Origin of the sequence: Sporosarcina luteola, from assembly GCF_023715245.1 — a bacterium.
Classification (GTDB): Bacteria; Bacillota; Bacilli; order Bacillales_A; family Planococcaceae; genus Sporosarcina; species Sporosarcina luteola_C.
In genome coordinates, this window is record NZ_JAMBNV010000001.1 from 851,283 (window position 1) to 867,400 (window position 16,118).

The 16,118-nt window shown below is 41.3% G+C and carries 15 protein-coding genes; 14 read left to right on the forward strand and 1 reads right to left on the reverse strand.

The annotated features are described in order from the left end of the window. Positions 1-118: 118 nt before the first annotated feature. The gene (locus tag M3152_RS03920; protein WP_251693889.1) at positions 119-1,027 is read right to left on the reverse strand and encodes an endonuclease; all 909 of its coding nucleotides are present in this window, start codon (positions 1,025-1,027) and stop codon (positions 119-121) included. A 166-nt stretch (positions 1,028-1,193) separates the two neighbouring features. Between M3152_RS03920 and M3152_RS03925 the strand changes: the two genes are divergently transcribed. The 14 genes from M3152_RS03925 to M3152_RS03985 all read left to right on the forward strand — a co-directional run bounded on the left by M3152_RS03925 (position 1,194) and on the right by M3152_RS03985 (position 16,079). Beyond that, positions 1,194-1,997, forward strand: a complete 804-nt coding sequence (locus tag M3152_RS03925; protein ID WP_251693890.1) for a hypothetical protein — start codon at positions 1,194-1,196, stop codon at positions 1,995-1,997. A 97-nt stretch (positions 1,998-2,094) separates the two neighbouring features. Further along, positions 2,095-2,697 carry a hypothetical protein gene (locus M3152_RS03930; RefSeq protein ID WP_251693891.1) on the forward strand — a complete coding sequence of 201 codons (603 nt, stop codon included), beginning with the start codon at positions 2,095-2,097 and terminating at the stop codon, positions 2,695-2,697. An 80-nt stretch (positions 2,698-2,777) separates the two neighbouring features. Continuing rightward, a complete protein-coding gene (locus M3152_RS17970; RefSeq protein ID WP_285846910.1) occupies positions 2,778-2,903 on the forward strand; it encodes a hypothetical protein in 126 nt (41 codons plus the stop codon). Positions 2,904-3,495: 592 nt separating this feature from the next. Then, complete coding sequence (locus M3152_RS03935) at positions 3,496-4,878, forward strand: reverse transcriptase domain-containing protein (RefSeq protein WP_251693892.1); 1,383 nt, start codon at positions 3,496-3,498, stop codon at positions 4,876-4,878. Positions 4,879-5,225: 347 nt separating this feature from the next. Next, entirely contained in the window at positions 5,226-6,782 is a 1,557-nt protein-coding gene (locus M3152_RS03940) for an ABC transporter substrate-binding protein (protein WP_251693893.1), read from the forward strand. 69 nt (positions 6,783-6,851) lie between these two features. After that, positions 6,852-7,772, forward strand: coding sequence for an ABC transporter permease (locus tag M3152_RS03945; RefSeq protein ID WP_251693894.1), 921 nt, complete (start codon positions 6,852-6,854; stop codon positions 7,770-7,772). 85 nt (positions 7,773-7,857) lie between these two features. Then, the gene (locus M3152_RS03950; RefSeq protein ID WP_285847090.1) at positions 7,858-8,700 is read left to right on the forward strand and encodes an ABC transporter permease; all 843 of its coding nucleotides are present in this window, start codon (positions 7,858-7,860) and stop codon (positions 8,698-8,700) included. Positions 8,701-8,715: 15 nt separating this feature from the next. Further along, positions 8,716-9,609, forward strand: a complete 894-nt coding sequence (locus tag M3152_RS03955; protein WP_251693895.1) for a serine hydrolase — start codon at positions 8,716-8,718, stop codon at positions 9,607-9,609. Continuing rightward, positions 9,610-10,593, forward strand: coding sequence for an ABC transporter ATP-binding protein (locus M3152_RS03960; protein WP_251693896.1), 984 nt, complete (start codon positions 9,610-9,612; stop codon positions 10,591-10,593). Continuing rightward, positions 10,590-11,606, forward strand: coding sequence for an ABC transporter ATP-binding protein (locus tag M3152_RS03965; protein ID WP_251693897.1), 1,017 nt, complete (start codon positions 10,590-10,592; stop codon positions 11,604-11,606). The genes M3152_RS03960 and M3152_RS03965 overlap by 4 nt, the downstream gene beginning before the upstream one ends. Positions 11,607-11,858: 252 nt before the next feature. Further along, on the forward strand, positions 11,859-13,097 hold the full coding sequence (locus tag M3152_RS03970; protein WP_251693898.1) for an acyl-CoA dehydrogenase family protein: 1,239 nt from the start codon (positions 11,859-11,861) through the stop codon (positions 13,095-13,097). 51 nt (positions 13,098-13,148) lie between these two features. Beyond that, positions 13,149-14,216, forward strand: coding sequence for a TRAP transporter substrate-binding protein (locus tag M3152_RS03975; protein ID WP_251693899.1), 1,068 nt, complete (start codon positions 13,149-13,151; stop codon positions 14,214-14,216). A gap of 68 nt (positions 14,217-14,284) precedes the next feature. After that, positions 14,285-14,782 (forward strand): TRAP transporter small permease, encoded by a 498-nt coding sequence (locus M3152_RS03980; protein WP_251693900.1) that lies wholly within the window; start codon positions 14,285-14,287, stop codon positions 14,780-14,782. A gap of 1 nt (position 14,783) precedes the next feature. Then, positions 14,784-16,079 carry a TRAP transporter large permease gene (locus M3152_RS03985; protein WP_251693901.1) on the forward strand — a complete coding sequence of 432 codons (1,296 nt, stop codon included), beginning with the start codon at positions 14,784-14,786 and terminating at the stop codon, positions 16,077-16,079. Positions 16,080-16,118 lie beyond the last annotated feature (39 nt).

A 16,118-nucleotide genomic window follows, 5' to 3' on the forward strand; every position in this document is an offset into this window, starting at 1 on the left:
AAGCTATTCTAAGTTTTCAGCGCCTGGCACGAACAATTAAAATATTGATAATTTATAAGTAAATCAATTTATATACCGGCAACCAATGACTACAAACATCTTGAAAAACTAGATAAAGTCATTTATTAAGGCAAAACCTAAAACAATACTCCGCCAGCTGACTAATTGTTAAACCGGTCTGTTGGCGTATCTTAGCTAAATCGACCCTATGCTGTTGTTCAATGACAATTTGATAACTGTTTACCTTTTCTTGCTGTTGCATAATTGATTTGAATGTATGAAAGATATGATCAGGACAAACTGTGTGCGTGAATGGGTCTTTATATAGTGATGAAAGAGCAGAAAGCTTTTCATTAATTTCAGCAGTAGGTTTTGCCATTCGGTAAGAGGTAGGTAAGTATATGGTTGTCCTTTTCGCTATTGTTCGAAGGGGGTTGCTAGGCAGCGACTTTCGATCCATTGATTCATGCATCCAAGGTGATATTAGGTGTAGAATATATATGATTTGAAATTGATCATATAGGATGAGCCGATTTTGGCCATCGATTTTAAACTTCAATTTCCATTTATCCCATAATATTTGCATAAGAAATTCGTTATCATGCTTAGAGAAGCTGTCGGTTGATAATATGATTTTATTTGCCGTGCCATTGACTATCTTTAAATGTCCATCATCTTGATACCACCATGCTAATGCGCGCTCATCTAAATATTGTTGAACCCATTGGAGTGGCAACTTCTTTTTTCCCTCTGGATACCAAATCTTATATAACTTTGTGATGATTTCATCTGTTTTTGATTGGACTACAAAGCTTTCGGAAAAACCCTTTTTCAATCGTTTATCAGCAATTTTTCGATACGCAGGAGGATTTATCGGAATGTAGTTTTTTAATTCCTCATAGCAATGCACTGACCAACCCAGGTCTTCCGCACGATGCATGAACTGAAACCGAGGCTTTCTTTTCTCCTGCTTGGTTATACAGCCATCACCTAATAATTTGCCGCACAAGAAGTTATTAAATGACATGCAATCTTCCTTCCCCTATGGAACGTATATTCTATTGTATCAATTTTCTTGAAAATCTTCATCTACTTAATAAAATTTTCACCAACCAGTATCCTTTTCCAAGCCAACAGTCTATATAGCAAATGAAGCGACTGTTCATTCAAATTACTAATTGAGGTGAAGGAAAATGGAACAAGGTTGGATTAAAGTACATAGGTCACTGTTAAATAAGCCGATTTGGACGGAAGCGACATCGGAGCAGAAAGTGATTCTGGTGACGTTGCTGATGATGGCGACACACGATGAAAGGCAGTGGGAGTGGAAAGGGATTTCGTATTCGTTGCAGCCGGGGCAAATGATAACATCACTTCCGTCTCTTGAGCAAACATGCGGCAAAGGTGTAAGCGTGCAGAAAATCCGTACGGCTCTGAAACGATTTGTGAAATATGGATTTTTGACAGACGAATCAACAAATCAAAATCGGCTAATTACCATTGTGAATTGGGATGTTTATCAGCGTGATGACAGATTTGGAACAGGTGATGTAACAGACAGTCAACAGCCGGCTAACAGGCAGCTAACATCTAACAAGAATGTTAAGAATGAAAAGAAAGAAATAATTAATTATCCAAGAGCTGTTTACGATGAATCATCCGAGTATTATCGACTTGCACTAAGGCTGCACGAAGGGATTCTCAACAATCATTCCGACCGGGGTGAGCCCGATCTTGGGAATTGGACAAACGCCATGAAGCGCATCGTTGAGAATGATCAACGGTCAATTGAACAGGTCCAGCAACTTATTACATGGTCACAGCAACACCGTTTTTGGAAGACGGTTATTTTTTCTCCAGCAGCATTGCGGAGGAATTGGAATCAGATGGCGGCGCAAATGAGGCAGGATCACAATACGCGCAGGGGACAAGTTTATCAGCTACCGAATAAGGGAGCGACTGAATTCGTGTTAGATTTGACGAGAGGGGAAGCATAGAATTCTTGGCACGCATTTGATGATAAATTGAAATAATGCCCATACTGACCGATATAAACAGTAGCACTAAAAATTTGGAGTTCTTGGAGGAAGCAATTTGAAATTGATTATCGGTGAACAACCTATTGAGTATAAAGAGAGACCGTCAGTAGAAGAAGTGATTGAACGGATTAATGAGAACGTGACGGAAGGGTATTATTTCAGCCACTTTATTGCTGATGGTACAGAAGTTTACGATGAGCATGAGGAGTATTTGAAGAGCAACTTGGACGAGATCAAGGAGCTTGAGGTCGTCATTAAGACAGAAAAGGAATTCATGAATGATGTCCTTCTGTCGGCAGAGGAGTATTTGCAACGTGCAATTCCGGAAGTGAGCACACTTGCCAATGACTTCAACCGTGTTCCGACGAGGGATACATGGGACAGATTTGAAATGCTGTTAGGCGGGGTAGAATGGCTGAATGATATGCTCAAGGTAGTTTGCAGTAGCAAGGAGCGCCCTTCGAACTGGGAAATGTATCAACAGTTGACATCAAACATGCAAGCCGAGTTGTCGAAGCTTGGAAAAGCGGTTGAAAAGAAGAAAAACGTGCAAATTTCGACGATCATCAAGAATGGACTGTTTCCGATTTTTGAGAGGTTGGAAAAGGAATTTGGAGTGACCATTGATTCGGAGTTTGTCCGAAGGGATTTGAATTGATTTTAGACCTTTTTAAGTGGTTATGTATATCTGTCAATATTACTGATTATACTATATAAGAGCCTTCACTAGGGGGCGGTATGATAATAATCATTCATGTCACAATCGAGTTGAAGGAAAAACCAATCAAGTGGTTTCTATTGATCGGTTTGTTGATGAAGATGGGGTACATTACAATTCCGGATTTCGTTGCTTTTTTGAAATAAAACGGAACTGTAACTTATATTGAAAAAAAGAAGAAGGCTCCGGGAATCAGTTTTTCTGATTCTCGGTCACAAAAGGTGAATAAAGTACTGCCACAAAAAACGTCAAGGATAATTTCTTGACGTTTTTCTTTTTACCTTAGGGAAAAACAAGCATTTGGAACTTATGCTAGACTCGAATATGCAACTATTTACAAGTATGAAAATAATTCTAACCGCACATTTTAAAGGGATATTTCCACAAAGAAATTTGGCTGATATAAAATTTAGTATATGAATTTGATACTATGCCAAAAGTTTGAGAGTTTGACGATGTTACGCTATAATCTATGTAATTCAACTTGAAGGCGTTTTGCATAATTGGTTGCAAAAGGGATGAGTTTCAGATCGTCAAGGTTCTTAACGTTAAGCACCTTGCCGATAAACAAGAAGATATCCAGAAGCACGCACAGCGACTGCAGACAGGAGATTTCTGTTAAACTAATCACGATTATAATTATAATCAGCACCTCGATTCCATTATAGTCGAACTGTTTATGCAATAACTGGGCCACCGGGTAATTCCCAAAAAAGTATGCTAGGGAGGTTTTCTGCCATGCAGAGTAATAGGCCTGATTTTAAATTACATACCTCCCCTAGCTCTGCCAAAATTAATTGGTCGAAATACAAAACGAGGTACTATCTACACTTTGATACTCCGATTGATATTATGCATATTAAGGATCAAATTCAAGATCCAAAATGGGTATCCTCTTATGCTTTTTTACCGTCCATACATTTCACCATCACATTTAATAAATATGTAACCATTTCTAAAGATAAGAGCTTACCCCTTCATTTGCGTAAAGAGAAAAAGAAGAAAAAGCGACAAATATATTACGCTGCTCATAAGGATCGTTTTATCTACAAGTATTATGGAGACAGACTTAATGATGCTTACAATTACTATGCCAAAGAATATGGCATTGATGAGACTGCAATAGCGTATCGCAATAATAAGCCTGGTTGTAATACTGTAGATTTTGCTTATGAGGTATTCGATTTCTTATATCAACAAGAGCAGGCAGTCATAATGTCGATTGACTTCACCAAATTTTTTGATAACATAAATCATCGTTTTCTAAAAAACAATATTAAAACGGTTTTAGGTGTTAATGAATTACCAGATGATTGGTATAAGGTTTACAAAAATCTAACACAGTATACATACGTAAACAAATCTAAGATTGATAATTACTTAAAGCAAGCTTACGGTATTAAGCGATTAAAAAAGTTAATTCAGTCGAAACAACTTAAAAAGATTATGAATCCTGCAGATTTCCGGGTATTTAAGAAAGAAAATCTGTATAAAAACAAAAAGCCTTATGGTATTCCTCAGGGATCTGGTATGAGTGCCGTCTGTTCTAATGTCCATCTAATCGCATTTGATCAAGATATTAAGAGATGGGCTGAACAACACGATGCTTTATATCGAAGGTATTGTGATGATATGATTTTGATCATTCCTGTATCTGGCACAAGTTCACAGAATATATCTATTTTAAAGGACAGCATTCTTTCCAAGGTATTATCGTACGAAGAGCAAGGACTTAAAATTCAAGAAGAGAAGACAGAAATTCGTTTATATGATGGACGAAGAATAGTCGATGAACAAAATAAAGACAGTTCATTGGATTATTTAGGGTTTGTTACAGATGGACAAGTTATTCGGTTACGGGAAAAGAGTCTTTTTAAATATTATTATCGGGCATATCGAAAAGCAGATACAAGTCGACGCATTGCTTTAGCTACAAAACGGAAAGGCCCAAGGAAAGAATTATACTCAATTTATACACACTTAGGATTTAAATATAAAGAATACGGAAATTTCACCACCTATGCCAATAATGCTCATAAAATGATGTCCCAGTTAAAAGTAGAGAGCCAGATAAATAAGCAAGTGAAAAGGCATTGGAATAAAATACATAAACGATTGTAATGAAATTTTGTATGTTAATCCTATGCTATTAGCATTTCTGATAAATAGGTACATCGCCTAGGTTTTTTTCGGGTAAAAATTTTCACTCTAAACGAATCGTGTATTTTAAAATATCTATTCGGAAGCATTGATGGAACCCCAAATCCATCAATGCTTTTTTCTATTCTCCTCCCACAAAACTCTCCCCTCCAAGTCATCTTTTCTCTCCATCCGAATATACATAGTTGTAACAATCACCGACAACCCAATCTCGGACAAGCAACGCTCCGAGAACCAAAGGAGGAATCCACCAAATAAAACCCATAACACAACACGCACCACAAAATCGAATAAAGGGGGAATTTGTAATGAAAAGGACTTTCACTCTCTTATTTCTCACAATGATTGTCTTCGCACTAATCCTTTCCGGCTGCGGAGGGAAAAAAGCGAAGAAGGGCAACCGAGAGATTATCGTTGCAGCGATTTCGGAACCGGATTCTGTGGATGTGCATCGAACATCGTCGATGGGGGATGCGAACTCTGCTTTGTACGATCCTTTGATGAAGTATGACGATAACGGGAATATCGTCGGGAATTTAGTGAAGGAGTATACGGTTTCGCCGGATGGCAAGGAAGTGACGTTCGAGCTGAAAGAGGTTGTCGAATTTCATTCCGGAAAGCCTGTGAACGCGGAAGCGGTGAAGAAGTCGTTTGAACGGTTGATGGAGTCTTCGCCGTTCAAAACGAATGCAGGAGACATTAGCAAAATAGAAGTTGTCAGCGAATATGTATTCAAGATTACGTGGAATGAGCCGTTTGCGCCGTTCTTCACGAATGCGACGTCGGATTACTTATCTCCGATCGACGTGTCTGTGCTTGATAGCAACGGGGAAGGGTTTGAGAAAAATCCGAGTGCTACGGGGGCTTTGAAGCTTAAGGAAATCAAACGTGGGGATTCGTTAGTTTACGAACCAAGTGATAAATATGACTGGGGTAAAGAAGGACCTGGCTTTGACAAAGTGACATACCGTTTTATTCCAGATGAAGAGACTCGGATCTTGGAGTTCAAAAAAGGGAATGTGGATGTTTTAGGAAGCGTTCCTTATCAATATATCGAAGAGCTTGAGAAGGAAGACGGCGTGACGATTGTACGGGTTCCGAATTACGTATTAAGTTACCTCGGTTGGAATAACAAGAAACCAATATTCCAAGACGTGCGCGTGAGACAAGCGATCGCAATGGCGATTGATCGTGATGCGATCATTTCGAACACATTCAGGGGCGAGGCGAAGCCAGTGTTTGGTCCATTGCCTCCAGCGACATTTGGCTATAGCGAGAAGATCGAAGAAATGGCGCGCAGCAAATATGCAAAGGATCTTGATAAAGCAAAACAATTATTATCAGAGGCAGGCTGGAAAGACAAGAATAAAGACGGCATCGTCATGAAAGACGGCAAGCCGTTCAAAGTGGATCTTTGGGTGGATGATGATCCGGCAAACCAACGTGCGGCCCAGATCATTCAAAATCAATTGAAGGAAATCGGTATCGACCTCTCCATTTCGGTAAAAGAATCAGCGACGATCATCGAACAGACGCCGAAGGGTGCTCATGATATGCTGCTCTGGGGTTTTGGCTGGCTTGACGCAGATGTATTGAACTTCCTTCTATTCGGGGAAGGGAAATCTACTCGCCTGCATTATGAAGTCGAAGAAATCTATAGCCTTTTAGAAAAAGGTGCGCTTGAAATGGATCAGGAGAAACGATTGAAACTGTATGAGGATGCACAAAAGCTGTTAGTTGAGCAATCTCCTTGGGTACCGCTTTATGTGAAAGAGAATATTACGGCAATCCGGAATTTCGAGGAATTCGAGATTCATCCGAGGCGAAATCTTATCATGTGGGAAAACGTCAAAGTGGCAAAATAGTCGATTTCACGGGAACGCAGTCTTATCCAATGGATAGACGGTGTTCCCGTATGTATAGGAGTGCATGGAATGTCGTCTTATTTACTGAAGCGTCTGTTGACAATGGGGGTTACTTTGATTGGCGTTTCTTTACTCGTCTTCTTCATGATTCATCTCGTGCCGGGCAATCCTGTTACGTATATTTTGGGGGATTTTGCGACGGTAGAATCTATTAAAGAATTGGAAAGCAGACTTGGATTGGACTTGCCAATCATCACTCAATATTGGACGTATATGTTGAATGCAGTTCAAGGTGACCTCGGAACATCTTACATTACCGGCTACACAGTAGTGGAAGAAATTTTAAATCGGATTCCGATTACCGCCCAATTGGCATTGTACAGTGTCACTTTCGGTTCCATCATAGGGATTTTGATGGGGATTATTGCTGCTGTTAAGCAAAACACGGTTTACGATCAATTAGCCATGCTGATCGCACTTGTCGGGATTTCGGCGCCAGGTTTTTGGATCGCATTGTTTTTAATTCTTCTTTTCTCCTACCAGTTAGGCATTTTCCCGATTTCAGGATATAGCGGGTTCTACTCGCTCATTTTGCCTTCGATTACGTTAGGTTTAGGGACGGCGGGAACGATAGCGCGGATGACCCGGTCCAGTATGCTCGATGTCATTAAGCAGGATTATATCCGGACTGCTCAAGCGAAAGGGGCAAGCCTATACCGGCTCATTTTCCAACATAGCTTGCAAAATGCACTCATTCCGGTAGTGACAGTCATCGGAATGCAATTTGGCTATTTGATGGCTGGAGCGGTAGTGACGGAAACGGTGTTTGCATTACCTGGTCTTGGAAGCTTAGTAGTGTCTGCTATTTCAACACGAGATATTCCAACTGTCCAAGGATTGCTCTTGTTTATGGCGTCGATGATAATACTTGCGAACTTGGTAGTAGACCTTCTTTACACGAAGTTGGACCCGCGCATTCGATTCGACTGACAGGCGAAGCTGAAAGGAGGAAGTCGATTTGAAACAGTTGGACGGTGGAAATGGACCGGTTGTTTATGTAGATGAAGCCATAGAACTGAAAGCACACTCAAAGTATCGGAGTTTTTGGAAGAAGCTCAAGAAGAATAAAGGCGCACTAGTAGGGGCTGGGATTCTCTTCTTTTTCATTACAATGTCCGCTCTTGCACCATTTATAGGGCATTATCCTGTCAATGAAATGATGTTTGAAGACAGTTTACAAGGGCCGAGCGCAAAGCATTTACTTGGGACGGATGAATTTGGGCGAGATTTGTTCACAAGAATGTTATACGGAGGACGCGTCTCCTTGCTAATGGGGCTTGTGGCCGTTTCAATTTCGGGGACAATCGGCGTCATTTTAGGTGTGATCGCAGGCTATTACCGTAAGCTTGATATGTACATCATGCAGTTCATGGATATATTGATGGCTTTTCCTTCATTGCTGATGGCCATTGCAATCGTTTCGATTCTTGGTGTCGGGTTGACTAACGCAATGATTGCCGTTGCGATTTCAGTCATTCCTTCTTTCGTTAGGATTGTCCGAGGCTCCGTATTATCCGTTCGGGAAACAGAGTACGTGGAAGCGTCGAGGGCGCTGGGCGTGAAAGATTGGAGAATCATCGTTAAACATATCTTACCGAACGTTGCTTCTCCAATTATCGTTCTTGCAACGATTCAATTTGGCGGCAGCATTTTATCCGCCGCGGCACTAAGCTTCCTTGGGTTAGGTGCTCAGCCGCCGAATCCGGAATGGGGAGCGCTAGTCTACGTGGGTAAATCATTTTTAAGCCAAGCATGGTGGATGACATTGTTCCCGGGACTTGCAATTATGCTCGTTGTATTAGGCTTCAATTTATTAGGCGATGGTTTGCGGGATGCTTTGGATCCTAGGCTTAAATAGTAGGGGGAGATCTATTTGCTAAAGGAAAAGATCGAGTCATATATAAGTGGAATAGATGCGACTTTTGGGATTTCAATTAAACATTTAGGGACGAACGAAGAAGTGCATTTACAAGGCGATCGCTACTTTCAAACAGCAAGCGTCGTAAAGGTCCCGATACTTGCGGCTTTGTATGATGCCGTCTATAAAGGAAGAATTGATATTAAGGAAAGAATCGTACTGCAAAAGGAAGATCGAATCCCGGGCTCCGGTGTGTTTCAAGAAATGGATGCCGGAATATCGCCGACAATTAAAGACTTGGCAATGATGATGATCATCGTCAGTGACAATATGGCGACGGACAAGCTGTTAACGATGGTAGATTCGCAAACGGTCCAGGATTATATGCGAACAATTGGTTTAGAGCATATCCATGTGAAGCACTCGATTTGGGAGCTGTTAAGTTTATGTGCGGGCATTGGGCCTACAGAATATAGTGATGAAATGTTCAATCAGATCATTAATACATTGATAGCAGGTCATTATGATCGGGATAGTATCGTTTTTCAAGAAACCACTGAAAACAATGTGAGCACAACCCGTGACATGAACCGGTTAATGGAGAAGATTGCGAGAGGTGAAATTTTCTCAAAAGCATGCTGTACCGATATCCGTGAAATTCTCCTACGCCAACAATACACACAACGCATTCCAGGTTTATTGCCAAGAGGAACGAAAGTCGCCAATAAAACCGGGAGTTTAGGGACGGTTTATAACGACACAGGCATCGTCTATTTGCCCGATCAAAAAGGTGAATTTGTCATCACTGTATTTTCAGTTGGCAAAACGCTCGACTACGAAGGGAATGAACCAATCGCCCGGATTGCGAAGATCGCCTTCGATTATTTTCTAGAAGGGGCGGCTGGATGAATGGAGGAGCTATTGAAAGTAGAAGATATGCACATTTTTTTTCATGGGGAAAAAGGTGATGTGATTCCTGCAGTGAAAGGGGTTAACTTCCATATCCATGAAGGGGAGACGCTTGGGTTAGTTGGGGAGTCAGGATGCGGTAAGAGCTTGACGTCCCTTTCCATTATGCAGTTGATTCCAAAAAATGATGGTTTTACAGAAGGAAAAATATTGCTTGACGATATAGATGTGAATGTATGCAGCGAAAAAGAAATGAGGGCCATCCGTGGGAATAAAATGTCGATGATCTTTCAAGAGCCGATGACTTCCTTGAATCCAGTCCATAAAATCGGCAAGCAAATCGGTGAAGTGCTCTTATTACATGACGTAGGGGACCCGAAAATAATTAAAGTGCGGACGATTGAAATTCTTAAGAAGGTCGGCATTCCTAGAGCGGAGAAGATTGTTGATGAGTACCCCCACCAATTGTCGGGCGGAATGCGCCAAAGGGTCATGATTGCGATGGCGATGGCTTGCAATCCCAAATTATTGATTGCGGATGAACCTACGACGGCATTGGATGTAACGATACAAGCCCAGATATTGGACTTGATGAACACGTTGCAGGAAGAATACAAAACCGCAATCCTATTGATCACACATGATTTAGGTGTCATTGCCGAAATGGCGGACCGTGTGATGGTAATGTATTATGGACAAATCGTTGAAGAGGCGGACGTGCGTTCACTGTTTAAAGAACCGAAGCACCCATACACACTTGGTTTATTGCATTCTGTACCGACTTTAGAGGCTGAGGATGAAGCACGCTTGAATCCGATTCATGGAACTGTGCCGAATTTGGGTGATATCCAAGTGGGCTGTCCATTTCGGGCAAGATGTGAAAGGGCCTTTGACAAATGCAAAGAGGAAAACCCTCCTTTATTCCAAATGGACAACCACTCCGTTAGATGCTGGTTGTACGAGGGGCAGGGGGTATCCGTATGAGCGAACCTTTGTTAACGGTTAGAGATTTGAAAACATATTTTCCACTACGCAAAGGTTTATTCAAAAGAAATAATGGGTTTGTCAAAGCGGTGGATGGTATCAGTTTTCAAGTGCAACGAGGAGAAACACTGGGCATTGTCGGGGAAAGCGGCTGCGGGAAATCTACAATGGGACGAAGTATTCTCCGATTAATCGAACCTAGCTCGGGCTCCATCCAATTTGAAGGGCAAGAAGTGACAACGTTGAAAGGTTCTCAATTAAGGAAATTAAGGGCGGAAATGCAAATTGTCTTTCAGGATCCGTATGCTTCTTTGAATCCGAAATTGACGGTTGGCTCAATCTTAGATGAGGCATTGTCAACACACCATATTGGAAATAACGCAAAGCAACGAAAAGAGATGATTTCGGATTTATTATCAAGTGTGGGGTTAAGCCCTTCACATATCGGGCGTTATCCACATGAGTTCAGTGGCGGACAGCGGCAGCGGATCGGGATTGCACGTGCGGTTGCAGTCAAGCCTTCAATTATCATTGCGGATGAACCTGTTTCTGCGTTAGATGTTTCTGTACAAGCCCAGATTCTGAATTTATTTGAAGAGTTGAAAGAGACGTTGGGGCTGACGTATATTTTCATCGCTCACGACTTGAGCGTCGTCAAACATGTCAGCGATCGAATCGGCGTCATGTATTTAGGGAGGATTGTCGAGCTTTCCGATAAGAAGGAGCTATTCAAAAATCCTTTACATCCATATACACAAGCTTTAATGTCGGCTGTTCCTTCGCTAGATCCTGACGTGAAGAAAGAACGGATCATCTTAAAAGGTGACGTGCCAAATCCGGCAGCTCCACCTTCAGGTTGCCCATTCCATCCACGGTGCCAATTTGCCAAGGACGTTTGCAAATCGGTGAGACCGAAAGAGATTTCGGTTAGTTCAGTAAGGACTGTTAGTTGTCATATGTATGATGATGAGCATCGGAATATATTTTCAGGTTTTTCAGTTATAGAAAAATAGCTTTTATCAATGTGGTTAATTAATGAATGAAAGTGTGAGTATGTGACCGACTTTTAGTCGATCTCATACTCGCTTTTTTGTTTTTTAAGCCACATATTTTTATTCAAGTCAGAAAAAGAGGAGATATGAAAATGATGTCTGTATGTACTCTACAAAAAAAGTAATCATATTTGTTTGTAATTGACATAGAAGTGCGAGAGTCTACTCGGTAGAATTCGGTTATAGTTAGAATATTTGAAAGGGGTAGTCAATTTGGATTTCACTATAAATAATGATGTCAAAGAAGTTCTTGCAGCAATAAACAAATTTCTTGAAGCAGAAGTTGTCCCACTTCAAGAAAAGTATAAGCGCGAGTTGGAAAATGAACGCTATTTTTATAATGAGGATGGAACATATTCTCCAAACGTCGTGGAAGCATTTAAACTGATTCGGATGAAGTCGGCCGAGGCTGGATTTTACAATATGTTTGGGGAACCTGAATTAGGAGGATCAGGAGACGTTTTTGGTCCTGTTTCAATTGCTTTGATCTTTGAACATCTGACAAAGAAGCACGGCATCGACCCTTTTTCTTATGAAATGTTCCCAAGGGGCTTATTCACAGGTGGATTAACACCTGTTTTGCTTGGTCTACAAGAAGAAATCCGAGAAGAAGTGCTTAAGGAAATTTCAAGCGGGGAAACATTGCTTTGCTTTGGCCTCAGTGAGCCGGATGCGGGTTCAGATGTTTGGAATATGCAAACAAAAGCTGTACAAGACGGGGACGAGTGGGTGATCAATGGAACGAAGCAATGGATAACAAACGCCCATTACGCCAAATATGTGATGACTTTCGCGATTACAGATCCGGAACTAGCAAAGGCGAGAAAAGGTGGAATCAGTTGTTTTCTCGTTCCAATCGATGGCGTGACGGTTGTCCCGACATCGACGATTCCAGTGCTAGGTCATTTGGGATCTGCAACGGCAATCATTTCATTTGAAAATGCCCGTGTCCATCAGAAGTATATTATTGGAGATTTACATCAAGGGTTTGGGAAAGCGTTAAAAGGAGTGGATTTGGGACGTATCGTCATGGCGGCTTTATGTGTAGGTGTTGCACAATGGGCATTAAAAATTGCAGTTAATTATGCGAATGAACGTAAAACGTTCGGGGTGACGATCGGGAACCACCAAGCGATTCAAATGATGTTAGCTGATTGTGCGATGGATATTTACGCCGGGCGTAATATGCTGCTGAACTGCGCATGGAAAATGGAAAATCAATCTGAATTACCGCTGAAGGAAATATCAATGATCAAAGCATTCTGTACAGAAATGGCACAAAGGGTCATTGATAATTGCATGCAAATTTGCGGTGGGATGGGGTTGACGAACGAAATGAAACTTGAAAAAGCGTGGAGATGGGCAAGGATGATGCGTATTCCAGATGGGACAACCGAGATTCAAAAAAGAACAATTGCGAAAAAATTGTTGCAAGGCGATTTGCAATTTTGAATTGAAAAAGAAATGAAAGCGGTTACTTTCATAAGAAGAGGAGTGAGATAGATGAAAAAGGTTTTCGCTATTTTGGGCTTGGCGTTACTATTAATCCTAGGTGCTTGCAGTAAAGTGGACAGTGGTTCAGAGAACAGTGACTCTAAAAAAGTATACGAGTTGAACGTCAGTAACATTCAGCCTTCCACGCATCACTACGTGTACAACGTTTATGAACCATGGACAGAATTTGTGGAAAAAGAAACTAATGGACGTGTGAAGGTAAATGTATATCACGGAGGGACTTTAGGAAAGCCGACTTCAGCTTTTGAAGATACCCGAGGTGGTATTGCCGATATAGGGTTGGTCATTTCAACATACTATTATGATAGTATTTTCTTCCCTTACACAATTGGAAACTTGCCGTTCGCTTTCCCGGATTCTCAGGTAGGCAGTGAAATCATGACGAAGTTCGGGGAAAAATACGCTGTCGATGCAATTGAAGAAGAAGTTCATTATTTGGGTGGAAGTTATGTAACCGATCCATATAATCTATTTTCCCAAAAACCAATTCGAAAAATTGAAGATATAAGAGGATTGAAAATGAGAGTTCAAGGTAAGTCGGATGTCCCGCTTGTAGAAGCGTGGGGCGGTGTTCCTGTATCGATTCCTTTGGATGAAACGTATGAAGCTTTGCAAAAGGGTACGTTGGATACCGCTTTCTATTCGACAATCGGCGTTTTGGGTCACAAATACTATGAGGTGGCACCAAATGTAATGAAATTGGGAACAACCGTTACGCCTGTTACGCCAATCATGAACAAAGAATACTATGAATCGCTGCCAGAAGACTTGCAAAAAATGTTTGATGAAGTGCTTGGACCGAAATTGGCTGAGTTGTTGAGTGAGACGCACAAAAAGGAATTGGACAAAGCGTATGTCGAACTGGATAAGCTAATTGAAGGCAAGGGAGAAATCATTGAATTGGCTCCTGAAGAAGAGGCGAAATTTAAAGCTTCCGCAAAGACGATTTGGGATGATTGGGTCGCAGATGCGAATGCGAAAGGTTATCCGGGAGATCAGATGATGGAGGACTTTAAAAAAATGATTCTTGAAGAAGGATTACAACTACCGTTCTAATTTTAGTGGAAAAGAATATGTCTTGGTTGTCAATCAAGACATATTTTTTACATATGGAGGTGAAATAAATGGGAATTGTGGAGAAGTGGATAGGTTTTCTAACGACAATTTCAAGATGGATTGCGATTTTCACAATGACGAGTATGGTGATTTTTACGACTTATGCAGTCATCAGCCGTAACTTGGGTGCTCCAGTCGTGGGAGATGTTGAATTCATGCAACTTGGCATGGTCGTGTTAATTATGTTCGCGCTCGCATACACGCAAAAAGAGAATGCCCATATTTCCATCGGGTTGATTGTCGATCGGTTACCGCGAAAAGTTCAAGAATTTATAGATGTCATCAGCTATCTTTCCACGTTCATCATTTGTATCCTCATTGGATGGGTCAGCTTAAAGATTGGATTGAATTCAATGATCGGGAATGTAAAAACGACAGATTTGCTTGGCGTCCCACATTTTCCGTTTCGATTCATCATCGCATTAGGTTTTACGATGTGGGGGCTGGAAGCCCTTTTAAAGGTCGTCCGTTCCACTGTTATTTTCTTTGCTGGAAAGGAGGGGTAATGTGAACATCGAGCTGATCGGATTGATGGGCATTGTGTTAATGTTCATTCTCATGTTTTTGAGATTCCCGATTGCCATTGCGATGGCGATTCCCGCTTTTCTTGGAATTTGCTATTTAAAAGGCTGGAAAACACTTACTACCGCTATTGAGACAATTATTTGGGATCATAGCTTCAGTTATACACTAACTACAATTCCTCTTTTCATATGGATGGGCGAATTGCTATTTGTGTCCGGCATTAGTAATGAATTGTTTAAAATGTTCCGCTTGTGGATGGGGCGTCTAAGAGGGGGACTCGGCTTAGCGACAATCGGTGCGTCAGCGATTTTTGCGGCTGCTTCCGGCTCTAGCTTGGCGACCACTGGAACAATGGGTGCGATTGCATCGAAGGAGATGGATCGATTCGGATATAAAGATTCGTTCTCCGCTGGGACAATTGTTGCAGGTGGTACATTGGGGATTCTTATTCCACCGAGCACGGCATTTATCGTTTATGGCATGTTAACCGAGCAATCCATCGGTAAGCTTCTTATTGCAGGTATTATCCCGGGCATTATGTTAACCGGGTTATATATGTTAACAGTCTATATTTCAGCGAGGCTTAATCCGGACATCGCCCCTGTAACTTCTGGCGGTGGATGGAGGGAAAAAATCCATTCTCTCAAATCGACAATCTGGATCTTAATCTTATTTATCGTCGTTATTGGCGGAATGTATATCGGTTTCTTCAGTCCGACGGAAGCAGCTGCAGTGGGTGCATTTGGAGCCATGCTTACAGCTTTACTGAATCGGAAATTGACGTTCAAGAATTTTATCGAGTCTGCCTCCAATACGTTAAAAACTACCGGTTTCTTGTTTGCCATCATGCTGGCAGCATTCATGTTGAATTACTTTCTTGCCATTACGAGAGTTCCGATGCTTATGGCGGATGCGATTGATTCACTTTCTATGCCGAACTTTGTCATATTTATGCTGATCATCGTTATGTATCTCATTCTTGGTGCTTTCATGGATTCTTTGGCGATGATCGTCATTACGATTCCAATTATTTTACCAATCATAAATGCGATGGATATGGATTTAATATGGTTTGGGGTGATTATCGTTTTGATCATTGAATTAGGGTTAATCACACCGCCGGTTGGGATGAATTGTTATGTATTGAAGGGAGTTTCAGACTATTCACTTGAAACGATCTTTAAAGGTGCAGCTAGGTTTATTCTTCCAATCATCGTTATGATTCTCATCTTGTACTTCTTCCCCGAGATCGCTTTGTTTCTACCATCCAAAATGTAAATAGAAATAGAGAGTGGAAATGCATTCATTTCTTCACTC